At 36.4% G+C, this 19,833-nt stretch carries 12 protein-coding genes, 1 pseudogene and 1 riboswitch; of the genes and pseudogenes, 9 read left to right on the forward strand and 4 right to left on the reverse strand.

Annotation, left to right across the window (positions count from 1 at the left end; all coding sequences use genetic code 11):
* The first annotated feature begins 547 nt into the window (after nucleotides 1-547).
* From K9V48_RS05220 to K9V48_RS05230, 3 genes are read left to right on the forward strand one after another with little or no spacing between them, the layout of a single operon-like run.
* The gene (locus K9V48_RS05220; RefSeq protein WP_224137499.1) at nucleotides 548-934 is read left to right on the forward strand and encodes a GntR family transcriptional regulator; all 387 of its coding nucleotides are present in this window, start codon (nucleotides 548-550) and stop codon (nucleotides 932-934) included.
* A complete protein-coding gene (locus tag K9V48_RS05225) occupies nucleotides 931-1,833 on the forward strand; it encodes an ABC transporter ATP-binding protein (protein WP_224137501.1) in 903 nt (300 codons plus the stop codon). Before K9V48_RS05220 ends, K9V48_RS05225 begins: the two co-directional genes overlap by 4 nt.
* Entirely contained in the window at nucleotides 1,808-3,790 is a 1,983-nt protein-coding gene (locus K9V48_RS05230) for a hypothetical protein (protein WP_224137503.1), read from the forward strand. Before K9V48_RS05225 ends, K9V48_RS05230 begins: the two co-directional genes overlap by 26 nt.
* A 60-nt stretch (nucleotides 3,791-3,850) precedes the next feature.
* On the opposite strand, the gene K9V48_RS05235 is transcribed toward K9V48_RS05230, so the two are convergent.
* Entirely contained in the window at nucleotides 3,851-4,831 is a 981-nt protein-coding gene (locus tag K9V48_RS05235) for a zinc-binding dehydrogenase (RefSeq protein ID WP_224137505.1), read from the reverse strand.
* Nucleotides 4,832-5,132: 301 nt separating this feature from the next.
* A riboswitch (glycine riboswitch) is annotated at nucleotides 5,133-5,237 on the forward strand.
* A gap of 284 nt (nucleotides 5,238-5,521) precedes the next feature.
* On the opposite strand from K9V48_RS05235, the gene K9V48_RS05240 reads away from it, so the two are divergent.
* Both K9V48_RS05240 and K9V48_RS29965 read left to right on the forward strand, forming a co-directional pair.
* On the forward strand, nucleotides 5,522-6,994 hold the full coding sequence (locus K9V48_RS05240) for an alanine/glycine:cation symporter family protein (RefSeq protein WP_224137507.1): 1,473 nt from the start codon (nucleotides 5,522-5,524) through the stop codon (nucleotides 6,992-6,994).
* Nucleotides 6,995-7,640: 646 nt separating this feature from the next.
* Nucleotides 7,641-8,201, forward strand: a pseudogene (locus tag K9V48_RS29965) (DUF7010 family protein).
* Between the two features lie 223 nt (nucleotides 8,202-8,424).
* On the opposite strand, the gene K9V48_RS05250 reads toward K9V48_RS29965, so the two are convergent.
* Together K9V48_RS05250 and K9V48_RS05255 are read right to left on the reverse strand one after the other, a co-directional pair.
* Complete coding sequence (locus K9V48_RS05250) at nucleotides 8,425-10,233, reverse strand: ABC transporter ATP-binding protein (protein ID WP_224137511.1); 1,809 nt, start codon at nucleotides 10,231-10,233, stop codon at nucleotides 8,425-8,427.
* Nucleotides 10,214-11,944: an ABC transporter ATP-binding protein gene (locus K9V48_RS05255; protein WP_224137512.1), complete on the reverse strand. Its 1,731-nt coding sequence runs from the start codon at nucleotides 11,942-11,944 to the stop codon at nucleotides 10,214-10,216. Before K9V48_RS05255 ends, K9V48_RS05250 begins: the two co-directional genes overlap by 20 nt.
* A 768-nt stretch (nucleotides 11,945-12,712) precedes the next feature.
* Here K9V48_RS05255 and K9V48_RS05260 point away from each other — a divergent pair.
* The 4 genes from K9V48_RS05260 (at nucleotide 12,713) to K9V48_RS05275 (ending at nucleotide 18,874) form a co-directional block, all read left to right on the forward strand.
* On the forward strand, nucleotides 12,713-13,900 hold the full coding sequence (locus K9V48_RS05260) for a chromate transporter (protein ID WP_224137514.1): 1,188 nt from the start codon (nucleotides 12,713-12,715) through the stop codon (nucleotides 13,898-13,900).
* A 1,101-nt stretch (nucleotides 13,901-15,001) separates the two neighbouring features.
* Nucleotides 15,002-16,048, forward strand: coding sequence for an ABC transporter substrate-binding protein (locus K9V48_RS05265; protein WP_224137516.1), 1,047 nt, complete (start codon nucleotides 15,002-15,004; stop codon nucleotides 16,046-16,048).
* Between the two features lie 20 nt (nucleotides 16,049-16,068).
* Entirely contained in the window at nucleotides 16,069-17,796 is a 1,728-nt protein-coding gene (locus K9V48_RS05270; protein WP_224137518.1) for an ABC transporter permease, read from the forward strand.
* Nucleotides 17,780-18,874: an ABC transporter ATP-binding protein gene (locus K9V48_RS05275; protein ID WP_224137520.1), complete on the forward strand. Its 1,095-nt coding sequence runs from the start codon at nucleotides 17,780-17,782 to the stop codon at nucleotides 18,872-18,874. Before K9V48_RS05270 ends, K9V48_RS05275 begins: the two co-directional genes overlap by 17 nt.
* Before the next feature lie 149 nt (nucleotides 18,875-19,023).
* On the opposite strand, the gene K9V48_RS05280 is transcribed toward K9V48_RS05275, so the two are convergent.
* On the reverse strand, nucleotides 19,024-19,830 hold the full coding sequence (locus K9V48_RS05280; RefSeq protein WP_224137522.1) for a PepSY domain-containing protein: 807 nt from the start codon (nucleotides 19,828-19,830) through the stop codon (nucleotides 19,024-19,026).
* Between the last annotated feature and the right edge of the window lie 3 nt (nucleotides 19,831-19,833).

Consider the following 19,833-nt stretch of genomic DNA (forward strand, 5'->3'; position numbering starts at 1 on the left):
CCATGCGGTCAACTTTTGATTAGAAAAGCGCAAGCGCCTTGTTCAGCCTCAGGCATGGCATAAGACGCACATGAATAGAAGGAGTTCTTTGCCTTCAATTCATGTGTGACTTATGACCCCGAGGCAGTTACGAACGCGACGTCCTGTCGCTGTAACTGCACTTGCACGTCCTGTGCTTCGGGGCTAAGACGCTTGCGCTAGACACCAAAACTACATTCAAAAAACTTATACTTTCTTATCTTTTTAGAAAAACATCACTTATCTTCAAGTATAGCAAACACCTACAGTTTCCCTCTACAATTACCCCTTTCAAGTTAATCACATAGAGCTTTACATAAGTAACACCGCTCATTTCCTACATTTATGGGGAGACTAAACTGAAAAGGTTATTTATGAAACCCGATGTAAGGTCGCTCTCAAGATGTTCCCCTACTAGTTGAGACAAGCTTATTCATTCTTCCATTTCCATATTGCCTTTTTCCTTTTTTTCCTATACAATCAATCTGTACTAATGATATTAATACAATTAACACGAAAGGGGTCACTCATGTTTCAATTAGATGTGAGAAGCAGGAAGCCCATATACGAGCAATTGGTCGATAATATTAAAGAGTTAATTATCATCCGTGTTCTCAAGCCTGATGAACAGCTCCCATCGGTGAGAATGCTTTCTAGTCAATTAACCGTTAATCCGAATACGATTCAACGGGCTTATCGAGAGCTAGAAAGTCAAGGATACCTTTATTCGATCAAAGGCAAGGGTAATTTTGTTGCTGCAATTGAGCTAATGCCAAATGAACAGAAATTAACAGAGCTAAAGACTGATTTGAAAAAGCTTATTGCAGAAGCCGTTTATCTAGGCTTAACAAAAGAGGATTTATCTGATTTGTTTAAAGAAGTACATCAACAAATAAAAGGGGATAAACAGTCATGATACAAGTTCATTCCATTAGCAAAAAATACAATAAGCATTTGGCAGTAAACGACCTTTCACTTACGGTTAAAAAGGGATCTATCTACGGCCTTCTTGGCTCAAATGGAGCGGGTAAAACATCACTTTTAAAAATGATTGCCGGCATTAATCGCCAAGATCGTGGAACAATCAAGATCAACAATCTCTCAGTTTACGAAAATGCAGCAATTAAAGAACGGGTAGTCTTTATTCCAGACGTCCTTTATTTTTATCCTCAAGCGACGGTTGCTCAAATGGCTGCACAATATAAAGAGTATTATCCACATTGGGACCAACAACGATTTGAACTACTTAAACCAGCATTTAATATTGACTTAAATCGCAAGGTTCATCGCTTATCTAAAGGGATGAAGCGTCAGGTCGCTTTTTGGCTTGCGTTATCAGCAATGCCTGATGTACTAATTTTAGATGAGCCAATCGACGGTCTTGACCCTGTTATGAGACAAAAAATCAAAAATCTATTATTTCAGGACGTTGCGGAGCGAGAAATGACAGTTCTTATTTCCTCTCACAATCTTCGTGAAATTGAAGATCTCTGTGATCACGTTGGAATTATGCATCAAGGGAAAATCATCATTGAGAAGGAAATCGATGATTTAAAATCCGACACCCATAAAGTTCAGCTTGCATTAGCAGATCCAACTCATGAAGAACACCTATTAAACCAGTTAAACATTCTTCACCATGAAAAAAGAGGCAGTGTTTCGCTACTTATTGTCAGAGGCAATGAAGACCAAATTTCTAAAATCGTGCATTCGACAGAAGTACTTTTGTATGACCTTTTACCACTAACTTTAGAAGAAATATTTATTTACGAAATGGAGGATGTCGGATATGCCATCGAAAAAATCCTTCTTTAGAAGCGGAATAATCAAACAGGATTTAAGGCAGCACGGATGGATCAGTATTGTCTATTTTATTTGCTTACTATTCACAGTACCGTTAGAACTCTTACAGCTTGCATCGAGAGACTATGTTATTTATGAAGATTACAAAAACTATATGATGATTAATCCAGACGTACAAGTACTTTTCCTCTTTTCGATCCCAATTGCAGCTGGATTACTTCTATTCCGCTACCTTCAGAATGAAGCGGCTGTCGATATGGTTCACAGCTTACCCATTCGAAGAGAGACGCTGTATGTCAGTCATATCATAAGTGGACTATTACTATTAATTATCCCAATCTTACTAACGTCTTGTGTAACATTCTTTGTGACGAATTCAATTGAAGAATTCCAGTCAATTTTAACGTTATCAGAGCTTTTTTCATGGACTGGCCTTATCATTCTACTGACGTGCATGATGTTTTTCTTCACAGTTGCCGTTGGAATGATGACAGGTATGTCAAGCGCACAAGGTATTTTAACGTATATTTTTCTCTTTTTACCGATTGCAATGGTAACGATGGTAAGCTATAATTTGAGCTTTTTACTTTTCGGGTACTCTACCTTTTTTCTTGATGAGAAAATTGAGTATTTATCTCCATTCTTTCGATTTATCGGTATTATGGGTGAAACAAAACCATTTTCAATTCTAGAAATAACGATTTACACTATCCTAACCATTTGCTGTTTCTTTATTGGTCTTGGTCTTTATAAAGTGAGACAGCTTGAAAAAGCAACAGATGTGATTGCCTTCCCGTTTTTAAGGCCAGTTTTTAAATACGGTGTAACATTTTGCTGTATGATTGTCGGTGGATCTTATTTCTCTGCTGCAGGAGCCCTTAATTGGAATTGGATTATCTTTGGTTATGTGTGTGGAGCGGTAATTGGTTATGCCGTGGCAGAAATGATTCTACAAAAGACATGGAGAATCTTTCAATTCCGTGTATTCACTGGTTTAATCGTTTATAGCGCGATCTTTATCATTATTTTATTTAGCATTAAAAATGACTTCATTAACTATGAAAACAAACTTCCTCGAATGGAGCAAATTAGTGAAGTTTACTTTGGCAATAAATATTCGATGCAGGAATTATCCCGGAATGATGCAGATGTTTATTCACATTCAAAGCTTTATATTCAAGATGTAAGAAATCTCCATGAATATATTACACAGCAAAAGGATTTCATTGAATCTCAAAACGGGGAAGAAATGTATAAAGAGGATATCTTGATTTCTTACCGCTTAAACAATGGAAAATTGATGACACGTGAATATAGTCTACCAATGCAACTAATGAAAGGCCAATTAAAACCTGTCATGGAGGCAGAACCTTATAAACGTAATCTTCCGGAATTTTTCCAATTACACGATAAGGCCCTGTCAATAAATATAGTGGCTAATGGCCCTGTCCAAAAGAACGTCATGATAACCGATCCAAATGAAATGAAGGAATTAAGCGAAGTAATTGAAAAGGAATTACTCTCACAATCGCTAGAAGATTTAATAACGCCAACAAGTTCATGGGGCTATTTTGAATTCGCCCGTAAGCAACCTGATCAACAACATCAATATGAATCTTATAATTTAGAATGGAAGAAATCATATGATGAGGTTACAAGCTGGCTTGATGAGCATGGTTATTTAGAAGATGCTCGCATAACGATGAAGGATATTGTAAAAGCTGAAGTAACAAAAGGACCGAAGAAAATAAACAAGGATATGTATGATGTAGATGAATTTTTCAAACAAGGAGAACAGTTCTTCACAATAACCGATACGAAGGTTTTAGAAGAAGCCCTTCAGAATTTCACTGACTATCCTGATGGACATACGTATCATATCAAGTTTATCCTTAAAGACGGTTCTGAATGGTATGGTTCTCTACCAGATGAACATGTTCCTAATGAAATAAGTGATTTATTTCGTTAATTAAAAGGCTGAATCTTCAAGATTCAGCCCTTTTTTATTTATCAATCTACTAATTCCTCTTTAAATATAAAATCCAATTTTCCCTAATTGATCAGCTTTCTCCAATCGATTGAAAGCCTGTTCATACTGCTCAAGTGGATACATTTGATCCAAAACCGGTCGCAACTGATGTTCCTCAATGAATTGAATCATTTCCTGATACTCTTCACTACTCCCCATCGTCGAACCTAATAGATTAAATTGCCCATAAAAAAAGTCACGAAGATTCAGTTGAACGACATCTCCTGCCGAAGCACCAAACGTGACGATTGTGCCACCAGGACGCAACTGTTTTAAAGACTTATTAAACGTCGCTGCACCAACGCATTCAATGACGAGATCCATCTTTTCACCACTTAATGCTTTCTCCCAATCTTCGTTACTATCTATTGCTTTGTCTGCCCCAAGCTCAAGAGCCTTTTCACATTTGTCTTTTGATCGGGATGTTACATATACGGTAGCCCCAACAGCCTTTGCAAACTGAAGTAAAAACGTAGCAACTCCGCTACCGATGCCAGGGATCAGTACCTTCATATCGGGATGTATTTTCCCTCTAGTAAACAATGCTCGATAAGCCGTGAGCGGAGCTATCGATAAGACACCTGCTTCTTCCCAGGTTAAATACCGAGGTTTATGTACTACATTATCTGCTGGAAGAATCAATTGTTCTGCGAATGTCCCATCTATAATCTCAAATTCTTCTGGAGGTGCATCGCTTTTTTCCTTCCACCGAAGACTAGGATTGATGATTACTTCATCTCCCACTTTGACGTTTTCTACCCCTTCACCAACTGCATCAATGACTCCAGCACCATCAGATCCAATGATTAATGGAGGGTCCGTCAGCTTATGACGATGATGCACGACAAATAGATCACGGTGATTTAATCCTACTGTTTTAAGGCTCACCCTTACTTCTCCTGATTTCGGAAATTCCTCTTTTAACTCTTTAATAGATAATCCTCCAAAACCAGCCTTTTCCGCATGGACTAGTGCTTTCATCTAATCACTCCCATAACAAAATATATAGTTCAATATGAAATGAATCAACTGAATTCATAATAATCTAAATTTTCATTTTAATCTATTTTAATTGCTCACCAACATGACAAAAATCATTCTCATATTCTATTGAAATAAGAACCTACGTTTTAGTTTTCCCCAAAAATTGAATCTAATAAAATATCATGTTACATTTTCTTACATATTAATTAAAAAATTCAATTTTATGTGTAATAATCCATTTACAAAGGATTACATTTAGGTGTAATATTCTTAATATCACAAAATTGCATATGAGCGGATGAAGGTTGTGGGAGAGAGCAATACGAAATAATGCCACCGAAGGAGCAAGTTCCAAAAATACCCTTGGAATGAATCTCTCAGGTAGACGGACCACAAACTGGACGCACCTCTGGACATTGATTATACGGTAGTATATTCACCATAGGGGAAGGGACTCTATTCATGATAATAGAGGTAAACTCTCAAGCTAAAGGACAGAGATGGGTAATGGTTATACGTAACCCCCTTTCTGTCCTTTTTTATGTGCAAAATTAAGTATGCCACGACAGTTTGCAGTTTCTTAGAAAAGAAGATCTGCTAGAAAGAGATTTTAGGAGTTTCGTTTCTCTAGCTCCTTTTACCATCTTTAACATACTGTTGGCTACGAAATTTTAGGGGGAGAAGTTTATGTTAGAACAACTTGTAACAAACATTAGCAATTTTTTATGGAGCACACCGATGATCATCTTTTGCGTTGTAGTAGGGTTATACTTTACTGTGCGTACTAATTTTCTACAGATTCGTCATGTAAAAGAAATGGTCAATTTATTATTTAAAGGAAAAAGCTCAGATGAAGGTGTTTCATCTTTTCAAGCGTTATCTTTAGCTTTATCAGGTCGTATAGGAGTAGGAAATATTTCAGGAACGGCAACAGCCATTGCATTTGGAGGACCAGGAGCCGTATTTTGGATGTGGGTAATAGCATTTGTTGGTGCAGCATCAGCCTTTGTTGAGTCTACACTCGCCCAAATCTATAAAGAAAAGAATAATGGAGAATATCGAGGCGGCCCTGCCTACTATATTGAAAAAGGACTTGGTTGGAAATGGTATGCTGTTCTATTTTCAATTGCAACACTCATTGCAATGGCTATTTTAATGCCAGGAGTACAATCCAATTCAATTGCAGTATCGATTGATAATGCATTCCATATTGACACGACAATAACTGGTCTAGTACTCGTGATAATTTTAGCACTCATTATTTTTGGTGGAATTAAGCGTATTGTAAATGTGGCACAATTTGTCGTACCTTTTATGGCTTTGGCTTACATACTTGTAGCTCTTTACGTCATCGTCATTAATTTCAGCGATATTCCAGCCGTATTTTCCCTTATTTTCACGAGCGCTTTAGGAGCAGATTCTTTGTTCGGAGGCATTATCGGTTCTGCGATTGCTTGGGGTGTAAAACGTGGTCTTTATGCAAGTGAAGCTGGACAAGGGACAGGCGCTCACCCAGCGGCGGCGGCAGAAGTATCTCATCCAGCAAAACAAGGGTTAGTACAAGCATTTTCTATTTATCTAGATGTGTTCTTAGTTTGTACAGCGACTGCATTCATGATTTTATTTTCAGGAGCGTACAATACAATCGATGAAAGCACAGGGGAATACTTAGTGCAAAATATTACAGGCGTGGAAGAAGGTCCTGGCTATACTCAAGCAGCAGTTGATTCAGTCTTCCCAGGGTTCGGTTCAGGATTTGTTGCTATCGCTCTCTTCTTCTTTGCGTTCACGACAATTATGGCTTACTACTACATTGCAGAAACGAATCTCGCTTATTTAATAAAAGGCAGATTCAGCAAAATTGCTTCAAATGTATTAAAAATCGTCCTTTTAGGCGCTACTTTCTATGGAGCAGTGAAGGAAGCAACGTTAGCTTGGACGCTCGGAGATATCGGTCTAGGGGTTATGGTTTGGTTGAACTTAATCGCCATTCTACTCTTATCCAAACCAGCATTTATTGCTCTAAAAGATTATGACCTTCAAAAGAAGCAAGGTCTTGATCCGACATTTAATTCTACAAAATTAGGTATTAAAAATGCAGATTTCTGGGCTAATGGGTATGAGATTGATGAAAATAAACAGGATGAACAGATTTCGTAAATTACCATCCCATTTTGTTAGCTCCGAGAAAATAAAGCGAGAAAAGCATCAAGCTATAGTCTAAGTAGTTCAGTTTTTGTGGAGAAATAGTAGAAATATCATATCAATTCTAAGACCAAATCGCACAGTGATTTGGTCTTTTATTTTTGTTGATATATCAATGTTTTATCCAAAATAGATATAAGATAGCATTTTGTCACTATAAGAATATGGATGCTAAAATATGTGTTAATTTCTATGCTAATACTACTGCCTTGTAAAAGGAGTTAAAATTATTGTGCAATTCATCAAACATAAGAACAATAATGCTGATAAAGTGGACTGACTTATATCTGAACAAGTCCGAGAGATAGTAAAATATTATGGTGAAGTAGTGGGAAGGAACTAATCCTGCACAGCGTTAAGAATTACAGATAAAGTATTTGATTTGAAAGATATAATCTATCTAAGATAGTTCACTTGAAAATCAAGCGAACTTATTTTTTGAAAGAAAATGGAAAATTCATGTTAAAATAGATTATGAATGGTTGTACTTAAACAATGCAGATTAGTAAAAGATTAGCAATATTGGATTTGAATAATTATACTAACATCTCAATTATATTATTTATAAATAAAGGGGGTTAAAGATATGGATTTATTGACAATGAAAAATGAGCTATCTGTAAAAAGCAAAAATGGTACCTCTTTTTTGTTATCAGGTGTAATTATATGGGGCATCATAACAATCCTATTCTTACAATCATTTGAAATCAATACGAAGAATATATTTGCTTTGTACTCAACTGGATTAATGTTTCCGTTATCAGTTATTATTTCAAAAATAATGAAAGTTGATTGGAAAGCTTAGAGCAACCCACTAGGTAATTTAGGTTTAATTTTGAACTTAGCACAGTTAGTTTATTTTCCCTTAATTTTTTGGGCATTCTTTTCCAACCCAAATGATGTGCTTGTATTCTTTGCCATAATAACGAGCGCACATTTCTTTCCATATGGTTGGCTATATAATACAAAAGTTTTTTATATTCTATCTCCTATAATGGTTCTGTTAATTTTTTTCATTGGATTGATTTTAAATGGTGAATACTTGTGGGTAATTCCTTTATCAATGTTAATATCGTTGGTGTTTTTAAATTTATTCCTACTTATAGACTATAAGAAAAAAGTGTCCATTTCATCTGGTCTTACAAAAGACTTTAACTTTTAGCATTAGCAAACCTTGTTTGTCTAAAGGGTAATTTATTTAAAGAACAAAAATTAAGCACTATGAAAAACGCTTGGATTTCTCTAAGCATTTTTCATAGTGCTTAAATAACTGCTAATTATAATGCTATTTCTACTGTTTTTTAAAATAAAAAATTTACTGCGATTTTAGATTTCCTCCACATTATCTGAACTACTTAGCTATAGTCTCTGGTGCTTTTCTTTTACTAAATATTGTTCTGAAGCTCATAATAAAAACCCTTCTCTTTGAGTAATTCATTATGATCTCCACTTTCAATAATACGACCATCTTTTAAAACGAGGATTTGATCCGCTTTTTGGATTGTATTCAAACGATGTGCGATCACAAACGTTGTTCTCCCCTCCATTAACCTTGATAATGCCTCTTGTATTCGTATTTCAGTAATCGTATCAATACTACTTGTTGCTTCATCTAATAGAAGAATTTTTGGATTCGCAAGCATTGCTCTAGCAATCGCGAGAAGCTGTTTTTGTCCATGACTAATTCCATTTCCTTCATGGGTAATAACTGTTTGATATTGATTTGGTAGATTCCGAATAAATGAATCTGCATTTGCTAATCTAGCCGCTGCTTCTACTTCTTCATCTGTCGCATCTAATCTACCATAGCGAATATTCTCTAAAATTGATCCCTGAAAAAGAAACGTATCCTGCAGGACAAAGGACATTTGCTTACGGAGATGATCACGGCCCATCTGATTTATGTCGATACCGTCAATCGTAATGACACCTTCATTAGCATCGTAGAAACGCGAAATAAGATTGATTAGCGTTGTTTTTCCTGCACCAGTCGGCCCAACCAAAGCAATCGTCTCACCAGGAGATGCATGCAAGCTTACATGCTCAACTGTTTGCCTGCTCTTTTCCTCATCATAAGAAAAAGACACATTTGAAAACACAACCTCTCCTTTAATCGCAGGACGGTTATCGCCGATTGCCTCCGCATCCTTTTCTTCCTTCTCATCAAGTATATCAAACACTCTTTCTGCTCCAGCAATCGCCGACAAAAGTGTATTAAATTGATTAGCAAGATCATTTAGGGGACGGGTAAATTGTCTCGCGTACTCTGCAAAGATAACGATGACACCAATTGTCACCATATCATTCAGCGCCAAAATGCCACCAACACAAGCAACAATGGCGAAACTTAGATTGTTTAACACGTTCATAACCTTTGGAATAAACCCTGAAATCGTTTGTGCCCAAAAGCCTGATCCTTTTAGGTGATTGCTCTTTTCAACAAAACTGGCAATCACCTTTTCTTCTTGTGAATATGCCTTGATCATCTTTTGACCAGAAATAACCTCTTCAATATAAGCATTTAGTTCACCTAAATTTTGCTGTTGTTTTTTGAAAAGTTTACCCGTTCGCTTCGTAATCCATTTCATTCCCACTACCATTAATGGAATAATCAGCAATGTGACGACAGTTAAAATTGGACTAAGCCAAACCATCACTACAACGGTTCCTACTAGCGTTAATACACTAGAAAAGACTTGGATAATCGAACTATTTAATGTGGAGCTAACATTTTCAATATCATTTGTCACTCGACTCATTAATTCACCATGCTGCCTCTTATCAAAGAATGAGATTGATAGCTTATGAAGATGATGAAATAAATCTGTCCTCATTTGATTTACTGTATATTGTGAGATGCCAATCATCCAATAATTTTGTAATAATAACGAGAGAGAGTAAAAAACATAAACAATCACAAGTCCTCCCAATAATAGAAGCAAGCTTTCCTTCTCTTGAGTGACGATATACTCATCGATTGTTGTTCCAATTAAATACGGACCCAATAATCCCAGGCCTGAGCTTACGACTACCATTAACAGCACAAATGATAAATGAAGTCGTTTTAACGCTAAATACTCCCATAGCCTACCTATTGTTTTTAAATTTATCTTTTTCCGCTTTTTTGTCTTCACATCTGCATCTTGTACGGCAATTCTTTCATATTTAAAAGGACTAGTTAGTTGTTTTAGCATCTGTTAGCTCCTCCATCATTTGAGATCGATAGATTTTTTGATAAAGAGGAGATCTATGTCGTAATTCATCATGGCTACCGCAAGCAATCAGGACACCGTCGTCTAGTAGCAAGATTTTATCTGCCTCTTGTGCAGAACTGATTTTCTGGGTGATCAAGAGTGTCGTACAAGAATAGCTACGCAATGCCTGTAGCAACTTAGCCTCTGTCTTTACATCTAATGCACTTGTACTATCATCTAATAATAACAGCTTGGGCTTACGAACTAATGCCCTTGCAACTGACAAGCGTTGCTTTTGACCGCCCGATAGATTGACCCCATTTTGTCCGATTCTTGTCTCATATTTATGAGGTAGTTTTTCGATCGTTTCATGAATTTGTGCCGCTTTGGCAGCTTCAATGATTTCATCAAGAGATGCATGCTCTTTTCCCCATGAAATATTTTCCCTTACTGTCCCGGTAAAAAGGACGGCTTCCTGAGAAACAAAACCGATTTGATCGCGTAAACTTTTCAGGTGCATTGTTTCTATTGCGATATCATCAATGAAGATCTGTCCTGTATTCACTTCGTACAGCCGTGGTAGCAGTTGAAATAGTGAAGATTTACCTGAACCTGTTCCACCCATCAATGCAATTGTTTCACCTGCTCTTGCCGTAAATGAAATATCGTTCAAAACCTCCCGATGTGTTCCAGGGTATGTAAAAGAAACATGTTCAAATGTCACTTTACCTCGCCTAAAATCATACGTATTGTTATGTTGCTCAATGTCAACTTCTGTATCTAACACCTCCGAAATGCGGGATGCTGATGCATGAGAGCGAGTAAGAAACATAATAATAAATGAAAACACAGATAATGATGATGTTACTCTTAGCCCGTAATTAACGATAGCAACGACTTCCCCTACTTGAAGATTACCGCGTGTTACTTGTGAATGACCATTCCAAAGTATAACCAAGATAGCCAAATTCATAATGAATAATAAAATCGGCATGGCTGTTTCGATCATACGTAAAGCTACAACAGTTGAATCTCTTAAAGAATTCGTTGCCTGTGAGAATCTCCCTTTTTCATGATTACCTCTTACGTATGCTTTAATTAATCTCATGCCGATTAAATTCTCTCTTAAAACATCATTCACTTTATCCAGCTTTGACTGTACCTGTTTGAATAAACCGCTCCCACTTTTCATAATCCAAATCAGCATAATAACTACTATAGGGATTACATATGCAAAAATAGTTGCTAGCTCTGCATTTACAATAAACGACATAACAACCGCACCAATGACAACAAGTGGTGCTCTTAACATAATTCTAAGTCCCATAAATAACGTGTTTTGCAGCTGGGTAATATCATTTGTCATTCTCGTTATAAGAGATGCAGCTGGAAAACGGCTTAAGTTTTCAAATGAAAATGTTTGCACCTTAACAAAAATCTGCTTTCTAATGTCAAAACCAAAACTTTGACTAACATGTGCAGCGTAAAAGGAATTAATCATCCCTGAAGCAAAGGCAAGTAGTGAAAGTCCAACCATCACCCCTCCCCACCACATGACAACAGAAAGATCCTCCTTAAGGATTCCATCATCAATAATTTTAGCCATTAACAGTGGATGAATGAGTTCAACTGCTAATTCGACTAGCATTAATGATAATGCAATCGACATCGATATTCGATATGGTTTAAGAAATGAGCTAAACTTTAACATCTGTATCCTCCAAACTACTAGTTGCAGATAAGAAAAGCGGAAGCGCCTCGATCAGACCCGATAGGCATAAGACAATTAGGAATAGAAGGCGTTCTTTGCCTTCAATTCCTAATTGGCTAGACCATAGAGGGGCTAGGCGATGTAGCTAGACACGAAAACTATGTCAAAACAGTCATTTCTTATCCTTGATACTAAAGCGCAAGGCGCCCGCCAATTAGCTTGTGACCTCGAGCCGATGACGCCTTGCGCTGTACAATTCTCGAAGCCAAAACTTATAAAGAAGACTTCCATCAGTGGGGGTTTTCTTTCATCCCACACTGACGGTTAGTTCGCCCTTATCGGACCTTTACGGGCAGTTCATCTCCCACCTCTCTTCTTTGTACATTCAGAATCCTGAGACGGGAGTCTTACTGCCCGTTAAGAGTGGGATAAATTCTGATATTACAAAAAGAAAGGGTTTTCACAAATGTTAGTTTTATTTCATCCTGCTTAAATGAAATGCTTTCTTTCTAGTTTACCAGTAAACGAATTGAATGCCGAGTAGAATGTCCTGTTTTTTACAACTGGAAAATGGATCTCTCATCAAAACGAAATTCCCAATCTTTGGTATGTCAGTTCACCTTTATATAGAAATGTTTAGTTTTTGTAAATTTCCTTCTACCTCCTTTACGAACATATATTTAGATGGTAGAATTCACTTGATTTTATTACTAGTAAATTTTAGGAATAATAGAAATTAATTATTTGAAAGATTAAAGGAGAACTCAAATGAACCAAAAACCCGCAACTATAAAATTATTATGGGAAATTCTCATCGTTTCGACCAGACTTGGTCTCACTTCGTTTGGTGGGCCAATTGCTCATTTAGGATATTTTCATGAAGAATATATTCGTAGACGAAAATGGATGGATGAAAAAAGCTATGCAGACTTAGTTGCGTTATGTCAATTCCTACCGGGACCAGCTAGTAGCCAGGTTGGGATCGGGATTGGTGTAATACGTGCAGGTGTATTAGGCGGAATCGTATCATTTCTCGGTTTTACACTTCCTTCTGTCCTTGCGCTTATTTTATTTGCAGTTGTTCTTCAAGGATTAAATATTAGTGATACAGGTTGGCTACATGGACTGAAAATCGTTGCTGTTGCAGTCGTTGCCCATGCCGTTTTAGGAATGGCACAGAAATTAACTCCGGACTTAAAAAGAAAAGCAATCGCTTTGTTTGCACTAGTGGGTACACTGCTCTGGCAAACTGCTTTTACACAAATAGGTGTTATATTAATAGCAGGATTTCTTGGATTCCTTCTTTATAAGAACCAGAAAGATGATAGTGACTCCGCAATGAGCTTCCCTGTTTCTCGACGTTTTGCTGTGATCTGTTTAACGTTATTTTTTGGATTACTTATTGTTTTACCCATTTTAAGTGAAATGACATCTATTCATTGGATTGCAATGTTTGATTCTTTTTATCGTTCAGGATCATTGGTTTTTGGCGGTGGGCATGTTGTTTTACCTTTACTTGAGAGAGAATTTGTTCCAACAGGCTTGTTGAGTGAAGAAGCTTTCCTTGCTGGCTACGGTGCCACACAAGCAGTACCTGGTCCATTATTTACGTTTGCTGCCTTTATCGGTGCTGCTATTAATGGGTGGCAAGGTGGATTATTAGCTACTTTTGCAATATTCTTACCGGCCTTTCTTCTTATCATAGGTACTTTACCATTTTGGAATAGTTTACGAAGGAACCCTACGATTAAAGGAGCACTACAAGGTATGAATGCTGCTGTTGTTGGGATTTTGATTGCTGCCTTTTATCAGCCAATTTGGACAACTTCGATTTTAGAACCGATTGATTTTGCGTTTGCTGCTATTTTGTTTAGCATGCTTGTTTTTTGGAAGCTACCGCCTTGGACCATTGTAGTCACTGGCGCAATTGGAGGATGGTTACTATCGTTTATGTAAAAAACGATAATATGCTCTTATTCTTATAGGTAGTTCAGATAACCTGCAAATCCTAATGATATTTAAGCATACTATTTTGGATTTTCTCCACAATAACTGAACTACTTATTCTTATTAGACTGTCTTTATTCAAGTTATTACTGATAAAAGACAGTCTTTTTTATTTGCTTGTTCATCTACCAAACAACAAAAAATTCGTACATTTATTCATTTTTTGTTTACTTTTGTAAAACAACTGCTTTTCCTGGGAAATAAAGAGATAGTCTGTCGAAAGGAAGGGAAATTAAAGAGATTTATTAATAAAGAGGCGAGAATAAAAGAATCATGTAAATATATGTTGAAATCATTACCAAGAAAGCATATATAAGGGAATAAATTTAAATCTATTAAGGTAGCGTTGGATATGATTCATTTTTTCGGTAGAATAAGCGCTTTTTGTTTAGGGATTTTCGCCACTATCACTCTTATTGAACCGATTTTTAATATAAAACTTTTCAACAGAGACCATCCATTATTTATTTTGGCGTTAGTTATTTTGCTAATCCTATTTTTTATTTCTGAGATTAACAGCTTCATATCTAAAAAAAGAGAAAATACTCGTCCATGATTATTTCCCTCCACCTTAACGGGCAGTAAAACTCCCACTTCAAGATTCCAGAGAAGCAAAGAAGGTAATGGGAGATAACTGCCCGTAAAGATCCGATAAGTCTCGCTAACTATCAGTGGGGGATGAAGAACCCCCCACCACTAATGGAAGTCTCACTTTATTTTCATTCATGTTACTATGGGATAATTTGAATAGTCGTTTAGGAAAACAGATGACACACAAAATTAGGTGATGTACGTCATCACTTGCTAAAATCATTTTTTCTCATTTTCCGACAAAAACATCGCAAAATTTACAATCATTTAACATAAAACGAACTTTATCTTAAACCCACCTTAATATTACATCAATAAACTAATACCTACAGGGGAGAAATTGTAGATTTGGAAGAAGTCCACAAACATTCAACTTTCACCAATTGGATTTAAGAGTCTAGTAGCTCCCCTGCTGATTGAGCAAAGAAAATAATAAACTTTATTAGGAGGAATCAAAACATGGCTATACTAAAAAAATCTTTAAGTTTTATGTTCATTTTATTATTTTTAGCAGCGTGTAACAGTAATTCAGAAACAACTGGATCAAACAATAATGAAGAAAATGAAAACAACGAGCAAGCAAATATTGAAGGCGATCTATCCTTTTATACATCTCAACCAGATGAAGATGCCCAAAAGCTTGTAGATGCTTTTAATGGAGTTTATCCAGATGTAAATGTGGAAATTTTTCGTTCAGGTACTGAAGAGGTTGTGAGCAAACTACTCGCCGAAAATCAAGCAGGTGAAGTACAAGCAGATGTTTTATTAGTTGCAGATGCCGTTACGTATGAGAATTTAAAAAGCGAAGACCTTCTATTACCTTATAAATCTGAAGAAGCAAGTGAAATTCCAGAAGCTTTTGTAGATAAAGACGAAATGTATACAGGTACGAAGATTATGGCAACTGTTTTAGCTGTTAATACAGAAAAGGTAACCGATTTACCAGATTCTTGGAGTGTGTTAACTTCCGAAGAAGCAAAAGAACAAAGTGTTATGCCTAGCCCGTTATATTCAGGTGCTGCTGCCTATAATCTTGGTGTTTTGACTAGAAATGACGAATTCAAGTGGGATTTCTATAACGGTTTAAAAGCAAATGATGTGATGATAACAGAAGGAAACGGTGCTGTTCAACAAGCAGTAGCAGCTGGAGAAAAATCATATGGAATCATTGTTGATTATCTTGTTGCTCGAGCAAAAGCAGAAGGTTCTCCAATCGATCTTATCTATCCAAATGAAGGTGTACCAGTTATCACTGAACCAATTGCTATTACAAAAAACACAAAAAATGAAGCTGCTGCTAAAGCGTTCGTAGACTTCGTGCTTTCTGAAGAGGGGCAACAACTTGCAGCAGAAATAGGGTATACACCAATTCGTAAAGGTATTGATGCTCCTGAGGGACTTAAAACAATCGAAGAATTGAAGGTTTTGGATGCAGATTTATCAGAAATGTATAAAGCTCGCGAGTCAGATAAAGAACAATTTAGTAACTTATTTGGAGATCATTAGGAAGAAGTGAGGCGTCAATTATGGCTCGATCGGCAACAAATACGGGGAATAATGTTTTAAAGTATTCCCCTTCTTTTCTAAAAGCACTCGTTTTTTTCTTAGTTATTCTTGTTTTTTTCATCCCAGTTGTGCGTTTAATTATCTTAAGCTTTAACTCTGAAAATGGTTTGAGCCTTGATCATTATTATGAAGTCTTACATAACCCCGTTACATGGAAAACGATCTACAATACATTCATAATCGTGACTGGCGCAACACTCATTTCTGTTTTATTAGGTCTACTAACAGCATGGATCGTGGCCTATACAAATATAAAGCATAAAAAACTTCTCCAAGTTTTTATTTTTTTACCCTTTGTTATTCCATCCTATATAACAACTCTAGCTTGGACCCAATTTATGGGCATTAACGGTCCAATAGCTAAAATATTAAACATTCTACCAGGAAACTTAGAACCTATAAATTTATATAGTCTAACTGGCATAATTCTAGTTATGGGATTATCCCATTATCCATTAGTGTATTTGTTAACAGTTGGTGTCCTTAGAAAGATCCCCAGAGAACTGGTGATGGCAGCAAACGTGTCTGGTAGTTCAAAGTTCACTTCATTTAGGAAGGTCACAATGCCACTTGCGCTCCCAGGGATTGCTAGTGGAGGATTGTTAGCATTTCTTGCAAGCCTTGATAACTTTGGAATCCCTGCCTTTTTAGGAATTCCAGCCAACATCCGTGTGCTCAGTACTTATATTTATGAACAAATTATCGGATTCGGACCTTCTGCCTTTGCAAAGGGTGCAACATTATCCGTTATCCTAGGTTTTTTTGCCATAATCGGCACACTTATACAATGGTTATTCCTTCGACGTTCAAAGCAATTTGAAACATCAAGAGAAGATAAGGAGCCTCGAGTGATATTATCGAAGAAAAGAAGATTGATTATCGAAGGGGTTTTATGGATTTTTCTAATCGTCACTAGCATTGTCCCATTATTGTCTATGGCTTCTACTTCGTTGATTAGGGCATATGGTCTAGACTTTACATTACAAAATCTTAGCTTTAAACATTATGAATTTATTCTATTTTCAAGCTCAAAAGCACAGGATGCAATCCAAAATAGTTTACAACTTGCCTTAGTTGTCACCTTCATTGGCATATTTGTTGGTACATTTATAGCTTATATTCGTGTTAGAAAGCCTTCCCTTTTTAATAAAACAATCGAAGTGATCATCGGTATCCCATATGCTCTTCCTGGAACTGTTTTAGCATTAGCAATGATATTTACATGGTTAGAGCCAATTCCTGGCTGGAATCCCGGTATATATGGCTCCATTTTGATCCTTTATATTGCTTATTTCACAAGGTTTCTTATTCTGCAAATTAGAGGGAGTGTAACCTCGCTCTTACAAATAGATGTTTCGATGGAACATGCTGCAAGGACTAGTGGGGCTACTCCATACCACAAATGGAGAAAGATTTTGATTCCACTTATTTTACCAGGTTTATTAAGTGGAGCATTTTTGGTTTTTCTAACCGCCTTGACTGAACTAACCGTATCTTCCCTTTTATGGTCTAGTGGGTCAGAAACGATCGGACTTGTTATATATAATTTTGAACAGGCTGGATATACGACAAATTCAACAGCGTTTTCCACCATTATTGTTTTACTTATCCTGATTGGATTTTCTGTTATTTACCTTCTGCAAAAGTTATGGGAAAGAAAGGTGTTACAAAATGGCTACCGAGATTAAAAACATAAGCAAGGTTTTCGGCTCAACACATGCGTTAAATTCAATAAACTTATCGATTAAAGATGGTGAATTTATTGCCATACTTGGTCCTTCTGGTTGTGGAAAAACGACTTTACTTAAACTTTTAGCTGGATTTGAATATCCTTCCGATGGACAAATTTTTATTGATCAGCAATGTGTTGGTGAGAAAAATAATTCTACACCTCCAGAAAAAAGAAATATCGGTATGGTTTTTCAATCCTTTGCATTGTGGCCACATATGGACGTGAAGGATCATATTAAGTTTCCACTTCTTCATCACCGATTTTTAGCTGATGATCTTAAAAACAATATTGAAAAAAGAATAGAAGAAGTTTTAAACATCGTTGAACTTCAGTCCTTATCCAAAAGGATGCCTCACGAGCTATCAGGTGGACAAAAGCAGAGAGTCGCTTTAGCAAGAGCTATCGCCCCAAAGCCCGCTCTATTACTAATGGATGAACCTTTAAGCAGTTTAGATGCGGAATTAAGGATGGAAATGAGAAAAGAAATACAAAGTCTACATCGATTGACCGGGGCCACAATTGTTTATGTCACACATGATCAAGAAGAAGCTCTTGCTATGGCAGACAGAATTGTTGTCATGAACGATGGACAAATCCAGCAAGTTGGGACTCCTAGAGAGATTTATTATCAGCCAAATACTGAATTTGTTGCCAAATTTGTTGGAAAAGCAAATCTCATTAAAGGGGAATGGATTAACGAATGTACCTTTAGACCACACGACAATACGGACCATTCCCTCTGGATAAATATTGATGCTTCACCTCATTTACGAGCAAAAAATCTTTGTCCGATTCGACCTGAGCAATTCACGTTATCCGCTACTGGATCAGGAATCGAAGGAATCATTAAAAATGTTCAATTTCAAGGAAAAGAGATTCATTATACGATCGATATTGGATCAGATTTCATAACCATTCATGAGGATTCACAAAATAATAACTTTTCTGTTGGTGACCTCGTTACGATTCATTTGAAGCATTCAGAACATATCGCAAAGCCCACTCTCAATTACGTCAAATCTAAAAACAGTTAACCCCCATTTCTAACACAAAATGGGGGTTTGTCCCCGTTAATTTATATAATGGGCATCCCTTTTACTCAAAATGACAGTTAATAAAAATCGGCATCTATCAGACATTAAAGAGAACTGGTCAACCAATAAATTAAAATCATCCTCGTTACCTAATCATCATGGTCATCATCTTCATAAATGTTGTCATCATCATTCTCATCACTATCGTCATCGCTATCATCGTCATTCTCAAACTCACTTGGTTGTGGTTGTGTTTTTGGTTGTGGTTTCGATTGTGATTGTTCCGAATACCAAGATATAGATGCTACTTTTCCTGTGTTCGCTTGAACATACACATGGGCACCCTCTGCTTGATCATCTACTGTCACTTTATAGTGCTTACCATTTTGAGTAGTTACAGTTGATAAATTTGTAATTTGACCATTAATTTGTTCTAACGCAATTTCTTTTGCTTTCTGTTCTGAAATATATGGTGATGTTTTTACACTACTATTAATTTCCGTATTAGAGACAATGGACTTCTTTTTCAAGTCATATTCAATACTATAATGCTTACTATTTTTCTCAACAATTGCTTCTACGAAAGGTTTTCCTTCTTTATTGATTTGTTTTATCTGATTAACTTGGCCACTTAATTCCTTCTCTATATGATTTTGGGCTTCTTCTATGGTTAACAAGGCTTCTTTTTTTTCAACAAGTTCAATATTACTAATTTTCTTCGTTTTACTATCAACTGATAACTGATAAATCCCTTTTTCATTCTCAAGCATGAGTTGATATTTGTTATTCCCTTGATCTACCTTAGCATTAAGGACTTTTCCTCCGTATAGATTAGTGGCTATTGCTTCAGCTTCTTTTTGTGAAATGATCGTCGGATTATCTTTTATAAAAACTAGAAACAATGTATATGATAAGCCTAAAATGATAAACACAATAAGACCAACTTTCACTTTCATTTT

This window comes from Metabacillus rhizolycopersici (assembly GCF_020075705.1).

Excerpts from the sequence above, each read along its gene's own strand:
- K9V48_RS05280 (WP_224137522.1), bottom strand. The coding sequence starts at position 19,830 with ATGAAAGTGAAAGTTGGTCTTATTGTGTTTATCATTTTAGGCTTATCA.
- K9V48_RS05270 (WP_224137518.1), top strand. The coding sequence starts at position 16,069 with ATGGCTCGATCGGCAACAAATACGGGGAATAATGTTTTAAAGTATTCC.
- K9V48_RS05265 (WP_224137516.1), top strand. The coding sequence starts at position 15,002 with ATGGCTATACTAAAAAAATCTTTAAGTTTTATGTTCATTTTATTATTT.
- K9V48_RS05275 (WP_224137520.1), top strand. The coding sequence starts at position 17,780 with ATGGCTACCGAGATTAAAAACATAAGCAAGGTTTTCGGCTCAACACAT.
- K9V48_RS05225 (WP_224137501.1), top strand. The coding sequence starts at position 931 with ATGATACAAGTTCATTCCATTAGCAAAAAATACAATAAGCATTTGGCA.
- K9V48_RS05220 (WP_224137499.1), top strand. The coding sequence starts at position 548 with ATGTTTCAATTAGATGTGAGAAGCAGGAAGCCCATATACGAGCAATTG.
- K9V48_RS05260 (WP_224137514.1), top strand. The coding sequence starts at position 12,713 with ATGAACCAAAAACCCGCAACTATAAAATTATTATGGGAAATTCTCATC.
- K9V48_RS05235 (WP_224137505.1), bottom strand. The coding sequence starts at position 4,831 with ATGAAAGCACTAGTCCATGCGGAAAAGGCTGGTTTTGGAGGATTATCT.
- K9V48_RS05230 (WP_224137503.1), top strand. The coding sequence starts at position 1,808 with ATGCCATCGAAAAAATCCTTCTTTAGAAGCGGAATAATCAAACAGGAT.
- K9V48_RS05240 (WP_224137507.1), top strand. The coding sequence starts at position 5,522 with ATGTTAGAACAACTTGTAACAAACATTAGCAATTTTTTATGGAGCACA.
- K9V48_RS05250 (WP_224137511.1), bottom strand. The coding sequence starts at position 10,233 with ATGCTAAAACAACTAACTAGTCCTTTTAAATATGAAAGAATTGCCGTA.
- K9V48_RS05255 (WP_224137512.1), bottom strand. The coding sequence starts at position 11,944 with ATGTTAAAGTTTAGCTCATTTCTTAAACCATATCGAATATCGATGTCG.